Source organism: Nocardioides sp. CPCC 206348, from assembly GCF_048654705.1.
GTDB lineage: Bacteria > Actinomycetota > Actinomycetes > Propionibacteriales > Nocardioidaceae > Nocardioides.
Genome location: NZ_JBMCZA010000216.1, coordinates 48,112 through 49,212 on the forward strand (window position 1 = coordinate 48,112; position 1,101 = coordinate 49,212).

Annotated in this window: 2 protein-coding genes; both read right to left on the bottom strand. The window is 69.6% G+C overall.

The annotated features are described in order from the left end of the window. Positions 1–7: 7 nt before the first annotated feature. Positions 8–505, bottom strand: a complete 498-nt coding sequence (locus ACOADB_RS23550; RefSeq protein ID WP_378604463.1) for a SigE family RNA polymerase sigma factor — start codon at positions 503–505, stop codon at positions 8–10. Further along, on the bottom strand, positions 502–1,101 hold a 600-nt coding region (locus ACOADB_RS23555; protein WP_378604466.1), incomplete at its 5' end, for a hypothetical protein. The genes ACOADB_RS23555 and ACOADB_RS23550, both read right to left, overlap by 4 nt.

A 1,101-nucleotide genomic window follows, 5' to 3' on the forward strand; every position in this document is an offset into this window, starting at 1 on the left:
GCTTCGCCTAGATCGTCCCGGTCTGCGCGAGCAGCCCGCGCAGCGCTTCGAGGCCCCGTGAGCAGTGGCTCTTCACGGTCCCCTCGGCGATGCCGAGCTCCCTGGCGGTCTCGGTGACGGACAGGCCCAGCCAGTGCCGCAGCAGCACCGTCGCCCGTTGCTGGGCGGGCAGCTCCTGCAGGGCGCTCACCAGGGAGTCGCGGTCCTCGACGGTCGTCGCGGCCGCTGTTGCAACCTCCGGGAGGGCCTCCGTCGTCCGCTCCCGACGCGACGGGCGACGGGACTCGTCGATCGCCGCGTTGAGCAGGATCTTGCGGACGTAGGCGTCCTCCTTCCCGCCGCGTACGACGCGGGGCCAGGCGACGTACAGCTTGATCAGGGCGTTCTGCACGAGGTCGTCGGCCTGGTGCCAGTCGCCGCACATGCCGTAGGCGATCCGGCGCAGCTGGTCGCGGCGCGAAGCGGCGAATTCGACGTAGGCGAGCTCCCGTTCGGTGCGGTTCATCGCAGGCCCTCGCTGCCGCCGGACTCGTTCTCCGCGTACTGGTTGAGCGCGAAGGTGCGGAACTGCTGGAGCGTGGTGATCCGGTCGTCACGGCGGTAGGAGATGGCCTCGGCCCTCTGGCCGTCGATCGACCGGACAGCCAGGAAGAAGGTGACTCCGTCCAGGCGCGCTTCCACCAGGGCGGTCGGCGTGCCTGCCGGCGCGAAGTTCTCGCCAAGACCGGGGTTCTGGACCTGCTTCACGATCTCCAGGCCGAAGAGCACCGGAGTGACGTGTGAGCCGCGGTCGAACCGCAGCCACTGGTCGTCCTCGATGTCCGGGCCGACCAGCTGGACCTCGGCCCACTCGCGCAAGGTGAGGCCCTGCGCAGGCAGCGGGAACGAGGAAGCACTGTCGGGTTGCAGGTAGACGTAGTACTCCGTGCCGTGGAGTCGCAGATGGTAGATCTCGGCCTGCTTGCCGTTGCTCGCGGTGAAGGAGTCCCGCTCGATGACCGCGGCAGCGGGATTGATCGCCGGCTCGCCAGCCGTCCCGGTGACGACTGGCTCGGCCTCCTCCTCGAGGCCCGCGCTCATGGTCTGCGTGGGCGTCTGCGT

What these genes read in the sequence shown, in the direction of transcription:
- ACOADB_RS23550 (WP_378604463.1), bottom strand. Translation starts at nt 505, where the DNA reads ATGAACCGCACCGAACGGGAGCTCGCCTACGTCGAATTCGCCGCTTCG.